Below are 7,128 nucleotides of genomic sequence, written 5' to 3'. Positions count from 1 at the left end.
GCCCGGCGGNNNCCGCCGGACCGCTCCCCGGGGCCCGTCCGGCGGCCCCCGCCGGGCCATGTCCGGCGACGGCGCTCCGTCCGGTGACGGGGACAGGGCCGGGGCCGGGCGCACCCGTCGCCCCCGCCGTGCCGGTGCGCACCGTCACCGCGCTCACGCGGGCCCTCGCGCACGCCGGCCCCTGACCGCCCGCCGACGTCCGCCCCCCATGCCCCGTACGACACCGCACACCGCACCGACCACCCGGGTCACACCGGTCTCCCAGGTCGCGTCGGTCCCCCAGGTCGCGTCGATCTCCCAGGTCGCGTCGATCGCGCGGACCGCACCGACCGCATGGACCGCATGGACCGCACGGACCACGTACTCGTACTCACCGCACCGACCGCACACCGCACCGACCGCGCACTCACACCGACCGCGCACCGCACAGGCCCGTACACCGCACGGGCCGCCCGGGCCCGGCAGCCCGTGGGCTTCCGCACCCCGGGAGCACCGACGCGGTACCGGGATCTCCGTACTCGCGAAACACCGAGGAGAAACACGACATGACCCCCCGAACCCCGATCGCGGCCGCACGACGCGAAAGGGGCGCGCGATGAGGGTGCTGATGCTCGGCGCCACGGGATTCATCGGCCGCTTCGTCACCGAGCGGCTGCTCGCCGACCCGGCGGTGCACCTCACCTCCCTGGGCCGCCGCGACGACTCCGACGTGCGCTTCGACCTCGCCAACGGCAGCCCCGGGGCGCTCACCCGGTTCCTGGACGCCGTCCACCCGGGTGTCGTGGTCAACTGCGCCGGAACCACCCGCGGCGGCGCCCGCGAGCTGACCCGGCACAACACCGTCGCCGTCGCCACCGTCTGCGAGGCGCTCCGCCGCAGCCGCTGCGGCGCCCGCCTGGTCCAGGTCGGCTGCGCGTCCGAGTACGGGCCGTCGCAGCCCGGCTCCTCGACCCCCGAGGACGCCGTGCCCCGCCCCGGAGGGCCGTACGGGGTGTCGAAGCTCGCGGCGACCGAGCTGGTCCTCGGCTCCGGGCTGGACGCCGTCGTCCTGCGGGTGTTCTCGCCGGTCGGGCCGGGCACCCCGGCCGGCTCGCCCCTCGGCCGGCTCGCGGACGCCGTGCGCCGCGCCATGCAGTGCGGCGACGCCGAGCTGAGGCTGGGCGGCCTCGGTGTGCAGCGCGACTTCGTCGACGTGCGGGACGTGGCACGCGCCGTGCACGCCGCGTCCCTGTCGGCGGCGCAGGGCGTGGTCAACATCGGCACCGGCCGCGCCGTACGGCTCCGGGACGCCGCGTCCCTCCTGGCCCGCGTCGCCGGCTACCCGGGCGCCCTCCAGGAACCGGACGTCCCGCCCGTACGGCCCGTCATCGGCGCCCAGCGCTCCGAGTCGCCCTCCGACCACCACCCGCCGGTCCCCGCCCACCCCTACCCCGACGGCTGCGGGGTCTGGCAGCAGGCCGACGTGCGCACCGCCCGCGACCGGCTCGGCTGGAGGCCCCGCATCCCCCTGGAGGAGTCCCTCGCGGACATCTGGATGGAGGCGGCATGCCGCGTCTGACCGGCACCGACCCGTCGGCGCCCGGCGCCCGGCCGCTTGACTTCGCCCTCCCCGGCTGCGCCTCCCCCTGTCCGTCCCCCGTCGACTTCACCGACCCCGTCGACTCCGCCGATCCCACCGATCCCACCGATCCCACCGGCCTCACCGATCCCGTCCATCCCGTCGGCCCCGATCAGCCGGAGGCGCCCGTGCGCTGGGCCGTCCTCGACATCGCGGGCGGCTCCGGCATCCGGCCCGACCCGCACCGCCTGGAGGCGGCCGGCCGGCTCCGCGACGCCGGCGTCCGGGTCCTGGGCCGCCTCGACCTGGCCCGGGGCGCCCGGCCGTTCAGCGACGCGGTCTGCGAGGCCCACCGCCACCTCGAGTGGTACGGCGTCGACGGGTACTTCCTGGACCGCTGTCCCACGGAGCGGCGGCACCTGCCCGGAGTGCGCCGGCTCACCACCGTGCTGAAGGCCTCCGTCAACCGGGCGGACGGCGGGCACCTGGTCCTCGGCCACGGCCGCCACCCCCACCCCGACTACGCCGACACGGCCGACCAGATGGTCACCTTCTCCGGGCCCTGGGCGGAATACCGCTGGTCGCAGGCGGCGGAGTGGACGGCCGACCACCCGCCGGAACGGTTCGTCCACCTCGTCCACGGCGTTCCGCGCAACCACCTCGACGAGGCCAGGCGCATCGCCCGGTGGCAGGGCGCGGGGACGGTCTTCTTCACCGACCGCCCCGGATTCACCGACCGCCCCGGCCGGACCGGCCCCTTCACGGCCCTGCCCGGCTACTGGGACGAGATCGTCTCGCAGGTCGGACCGGGTGTCTCGGAATGAGAAGGGCCGTGGCAGTGTTGCGGACAGGTAGTCCCCCGGCCCCCGTCCGCGCGGGGGCAGTCCCGTACCGCCACACGACCAACGGAGTCCCCGTGTCGCTGCCACCCCTGGTCGAGCCGGCCGCCGAGCTCACCGTAGACGAGGTCCGCAGGTACTCCCGCCACCTGATCATCCCGGACGTCGGGATGGACGGGCAGAAGCGGCTGAAGAACGCCAAGGTGCTCTGCGTGGGCGCCGGCGGACTCGGGTCGCCGGCCCTGATGTACCTGGCCGCCGCGGGCGTGGGCACGCTCGGCATCGTGGAGTTCGACGAGGTCGACGAGTCGAACCTGCAGCGCCAGATCATCCACAGCCAGTCCGACATCGGCCGCTCCAAGGCGGAGTCCGCCCGCGACTCCGTCAAGGGCATCAACCCGTACGTGAACGTGGTCCTCCACGAGAAGCGGCTCGAAGCCGACAACGTGATGGACATCTTCGGCCAGTACGACCTGATCGTGGACGGCACGGACAACTTCGCCACGCGCTACCTGGTCAACGACGCGTGCGTGCTGCTGAACAAGCCGTACGTCTGGGGCTCCATCTACCGCTTCGACGGCCAGGCGTCGGTCTTCTGGTCCGAGCACGGCCCCTGCTACCGCTGCCTCTACCCGGAGCCCCCGCCGCCGGGCATGGTCCCGTCCTGCGCGGAGGGCGGCGTCCTGGGCGTGCTCTGCGCGTCCATCGGCTCCATCCAGGTCACCGAGGCGATCAAGCTCCTGACCGGCGTGGGCGACCCGCTGGTCGGCCGGCTGATGATCTACGACGCCCTGGAGATGCAGTACCGGCAGGTCAAGGTCCGCAAGGACCCGGACTGCGCCGTCTGCGGCGAGAACCCCACCGTCACCGAGCTCATCGACTACGAGGCCTTCTGCGGCGTCGTGTCCGAGGAGGCCCAGGAGGCGGCGGCCGGTTCCACGATCACCCCGAAGCAGCTCAAGGAGTGGATCGACGACGGCGAGGACATCGAGATCATCGACGTCCGCGAGGCCAACGAGTACGAGATCGTCTCCATCCCCGGCGCCCGGCTGGTCCCCAAGAACGAGTTCCTGATGGGCGACGCCCTCCAGAGCCTGCCGCAGGACAAGAAGATCGTCCTGCATTGCAAGACGGGTGTCCGCAGTGCGGAAGTCCTGGCGGTCCTGAAGTCCGCGGGCTTCTCCGACGCCGTCCACGTCGGCGGCGGCGTCATCGGCTGGGTCAACCAGATCGAGCCCCACAAGCCGGTCTACTGATCACCTGTCCTGTCGGCCACCGGCCCCGTTGACCGCGGGTCCCGCCGACCGGAGGAACGAACGAAGCCCACGGCTCCGACCTGATCGGACGCCGTGGGCTTCCGTCGTCGCCGGCCGCTGGTCACCGGTCGGCGCTGGACGGCCCGGGGGCGGCCCGACCCCAAGACTGTTCCGCAACCCTGAAGACGGCTTGCCGACGTTCGGTTCGGCCCGCTTGGCCGGAACCCTTGTGGGGCCGCGAGTCGGGGCGGAACTGGACACGTCGATCCGGCTGTGGTGACCTGTCGGCCTTTTCCCGAATCACGGGACCACGCTTGGGCGGGCCTCACAGGAGACCACAGTGCGGCAGCACTCGATCTCATCCTCTTCGAGTAGATCGACGGCTTCCACAATCCCCGACACATCCAGAAGCGCCTCGGCTACCTCAGCCCCATCGAGTTCGAGGAGGGGCACTACGTCAACCAGGCACCAGCCGAACCACTGAGCCGAAAACCACGTCAACCACTCTTGACCAGCTAGTCAACACCTTCCGCATAGCGGGGATCTCAGTCTCGGGTGGCGTTCTTCGGCCAGAGGCGCCGCACGGGCGTCCCGTGTCGCTGGGCGTAGCGGACGACGTCTGCGGTGCCGCCGAACCCGCGGGCCGGCTGGCCGTCCCAGACCGCGAGGAGTTCGTCCACGAGCGCGACGAGGATTTCGCTGCCTACCATGTGTGCCGCCGAGTCGGATGCGGTGAGGCCGGTGCGGTGTATCTCGGAGGCTCGGTGCAGCAACTCGTCGTAGACGGGGTGGTGCCAGGCGGGGAGCCCTTCGCGGTACTGCTCGGCGGGGATCACCACCTCCAGGCTCCCGCCGTGGTCGAGTACGGCTTGGGCGAACCACGCGTCGGGGCCGTCCGCGATGCAGGAGACGCCAACGAGATCAGCAGGGTCATGAGCGCTGGCCACCTCCCACAGCAGCGCTCTGACTTGATTCTCGACATGCTGTGACAGCCCGCGGTGGCCGGTGATCCCTATGCGCATCGGCTTGTCCTCCTGGCTACAGGTACACGTCGTGCAGGCGCTCGTCGAACTCTCGGACCACTTTGGGTGGCGTGGTGCCGCGAAAGGCCCGGCGTACTTCCCTTGCTCTTTCCACGATGCGACCCGAACGGTAGTGCAAGCCGGTGTCGAGCGCATGGGCGGCCAGAGCGAAGGCTGCCTCGACCCGGCCGGCCGCGAGATGTCCGGCTGCGATGTCGAGGATCAGGAGCGCACGCTGTTTGGTGTGCCCGGTGGCCAGGGCCTCGACGTCGGCGGAGAGAACCCAGTCAGGCCGTCTAAGCCGTGCACCGCAGGTCACACGGCAGGCCGCAACTTTCATCGGGCCGAAGGGGAACACCCACGGCCACGGCGGGAGATCGTCTGGCAACGTCTCGGCGGACGCCAGGCTGGCGCAGAGGAACCGGTCGGCTGCCCGCTGGTCGCCCGCAGCGGCATGGGCCAGTGCCTCCACCGATCCCAGCCATGCGTCGGCCACTTGCGGGCGCAGTGATCCCAGAACGCTCCTGGCGCGTGCCGTGGCGTTCAGCGCGTGGGTGGCGTTCCCGGCGTACGCCTCGAACTGGGCGAGGCTGCCGATCTGGTAGGCGGTCAGCAGTGGATCGCCGGCGACACGCGCCGCCTTGATGGCGGAGCCGTACCACATGCGCGCCGAGCCATAGTCCCCCATGTCCCAGTGCAACCACCCGGCAAGGCTCGCAGCCTCGCTGCCCACTGCGGCCAGCCGCGCCCGATCTGTGTCGCCTTGCACCCCGTTCGTAATCGACTGGATCAAGCCAATATGGGCGTGAACGGGGTCACGCAGGTCTCGGGAGGAAGTCGAGCCGTCGAGCCTCCGCAAAGCCGTAGTGCTGAGGCGGAGTGCCGCGGTTTGTCCTACGGAACCCTCCGGTGGGGTCTCAGGCAGCGACGTCAATATCGGGGCGGCCACTGCGGCAGCGGCCCCGCCGAGAAAGCGGCGTCGGTCCACGTCTCCGTCCTTCCCCTGGGGGCGGTTGTCAGCCAGTCCTACCAGCGTGGGAGGGATGCCGAGGTGTGCGGATGCCGCTGCCAGGATGTCCGTGCTGTATGCGCCTGTGCCACGCTTCTCCAGGCGCGAGACGCCCGACTGCGACAGCCCGATGGCCTCTCCGAGCTGGCGCTGAGTCATGCGCCCACGTCTGGCCAGTTCGATGACCTTGCCGTAGTCCCCGATCCGGGACGCTTCCCGGATCGCTGTCGATTGCCAGTTCACGGCACGCCCTCACGCTACGAGTACCTGCTGCCCTCTGCACACATCGATACGCGCTCCGTGCATAACCGTATGCGTGTGTCGCATGTGCCGTAGGCCGGTTTGGTCGGAGCCAGTTCACTACTTGTGAGCGGCTGAACTCCATTTGCGAGAACGGCAGTTCGATAGCTCAGCCTGTGCGCAGCTCACATCCGTATCGGCCCGAGGGGGGTACACAGTGGTCAGCACCACGGCCAGGACGGGGGAACGGCGATGATCGGTCGTATCGCCACCCGGTCGAGCCCACAGCCGCCCACGACGGCCGCCGGGCCCGGATTCGTGGTCTCCTTCACCCCGTCCGAGCGCCGCGTGGGGCACATGCGCCGGATCACCGCCGCCTACCTCCGCCACCGCGGCTGCGCCGCGCTGACCGACGACGCCGTGCTCGTCGTCTCCGAGCTGGTCACCAACGCAGTCCAGCACGGTAAGGGCGAGGTCGGGCTGAGGATCAGCGCATCCGCAGGTGAGCTGTGCATCGAGGTCAGCGACGGCAGCACCACCCCGGCACGGCTCCGCAGCGCCGGCGAGGACGCCGAGGACGGCCGCGGCCTGTTGCTCGTCGCCGCCCTCGCCCGGACGTGGGGTGTCAGCGACGACGGCACGACCACCTGGTGCACCCTCGCACTCCCCGACGGGAGGCTGTGATGGTCGCCGTACCAAATGTCGTCGCCACCCGGCTCCTGAGTCGGCCGGTATCCGACGACGACACCCTGAGCCGCGTCCTGGCGAGCCTGCGCCGCTCCCTGGCCGCCGACACGATCGCCGCGGCGGTCGGCGAGGGGGTGTACGACGACCTGGACGTCGTCCTCGGCCCCTACCCGTCGCCGCCCTCGGCCCGCACCGGCACCATCGCCCCCGCCTCCGCGCGGCGACCACCGCGCTCATCGAGGCCCTGCCGCATCTGGTGCAGCCCTATCCGGTGGACGAGGCGCTGCGGCTGCTCTACACGAGCGCCGAACAGCCGGCCCCAGAAGCCGAGTGCGGGCACCTGCGCCGCCTGGCCCTGGCGTTCCTGGAGGTCCTGGACCTGATGAGTGACGACACCCCCTGACATGTATGTCCCGGCACGGTGCCGCCCGCCTGGTCCAAGCACTGCTGCTCGCCCCCGACAAGGTGGCCCGCCTACCTTCGCCCCGCTTCGCCCCGAGGACTCGTCGTGATATCG

7 protein-coding genes are annotated in these 7,128 nt (G+C 71.3%); 5 read left to right on the top strand and 2 right to left on the bottom strand.

The genetic code is table 11. The features are described 5' to 3' along the window. Window positions 1–595: 595 nt before the first annotated feature. The 3 genes from MW084_RS03320 to moeZ all read left to right on the top strand — a co-directional run bounded on the left by MW084_RS03320 (window position 596) and on the right by moeZ (window position 3,653). Entirely contained in the window at window positions 596–1,558 is a 963-nt protein-coding gene (locus MW084_RS03320; protein WP_010473459.1) for an NAD-dependent epimerase/dehydratase family protein, read from the top strand. Beyond that, complete coding sequence (locus MW084_RS03315; RefSeq protein WP_010473460.1) at window positions 1,546–2,382, top strand: spherulation-specific family 4 protein; 837 nt, start codon at window positions 1,546–1,548, stop codon at window positions 2,380–2,382. The genes MW084_RS03320 and MW084_RS03315 overlap by 13 nt, the downstream gene beginning before the upstream one ends. 92 nt (window positions 2,383–2,474) lie before the next feature. Then, window positions 2,475–3,653: an adenylyltransferase/sulfurtransferase MoeZ gene (moeZ, locus tag MW084_RS03310; protein WP_010473461.1), complete on the top strand. Its 1,179-nt coding sequence runs from the start codon at window positions 2,475–2,477 to the stop codon at window positions 3,651–3,653. Window positions 3,654–4,198: 545 nt separating this feature from the next. Here moeZ and MW084_RS03305 read toward each other — a convergent pair. Further along, a complete protein-coding gene (locus MW084_RS03305) occupies window positions 4,199–4,675 on the bottom strand; it encodes a hypothetical protein (protein ID WP_010473463.1) in 477 nt (158 codons plus the stop codon). Window positions 4,676–4,691: 16 nt separating this feature from the next. After that, window positions 4,692–5,927, bottom strand: coding sequence for a helix-turn-helix domain-containing protein (locus tag MW084_RS03300; RefSeq protein WP_010473465.1), 1,236 nt, complete (start codon window positions 5,925–5,927; stop codon window positions 4,692–4,694). A 249-nt stretch (window positions 5,928–6,176) separates the two neighbouring features. Here MW084_RS03300 and MW084_RS03295 point away from each other — a divergent pair, with 249 nt between their 5' ends. Together MW084_RS03295 and MW084_RS03290 are read left to right on the top strand one after the other, a co-directional pair. Then, window positions 6,177–6,608: an ATP-binding protein gene (locus MW084_RS03295; RefSeq protein WP_078571967.1), complete on the top strand. Its 432-nt coding sequence runs from the start codon at window positions 6,177–6,179 to the stop codon at window positions 6,606–6,608. 259 nt (window positions 6,609–6,867) lie between these two features. After that, window positions 6,868–7,014, top strand: a complete 147-nt coding sequence (locus MW084_RS03290; RefSeq protein ID WP_158684352.1) for a hypothetical protein — start codon at window positions 6,868–6,870, stop codon at window positions 7,012–7,014. The last annotated feature ends 114 nt before the right edge of the window (window positions 7,015–7,128 follow it).

This window comes from Streptomyces sudanensis, assembly GCF_023614315.1.
GTDB classification, from domain to species: Bacteria; Actinomycetota; Actinomycetes; order Streptomycetales; family Streptomycetaceae; genus Streptomyces; species Streptomyces sudanensis.
Note: the sequence above shows the minus strand (reverse complement) of the source record. Positions and strands in the feature narration are given on the sequence as shown.

Coding starts and splice junctions, on each gene's coding strand:
- MW084_RS03320 (WP_010473459.1), top strand. CDS start 596: ATGAGGGTGCTGATGCTCGGCGCCACGGGATTCATCGGCCGCTTCGTC.
- MW084_RS03305 (WP_010473463.1), bottom strand. CDS start 4,675: ATGCGCATAGGGATCACCGGCCACCGCGGGCTGTCACAGCATGTCGAG.
- MW084_RS03315 (WP_010473460.1), top strand. CDS start 1,546: ATGCCGCGTCTGACCGGCACCGACCCGTCGGCGCCCGGCGCCCGGCCG.
- MW084_RS03295 (WP_078571967.1), top strand. CDS start 6,177: ATGATCGGTCGTATCGCCACCCGGTCGAGCCCACAGCCGCCCACGACG.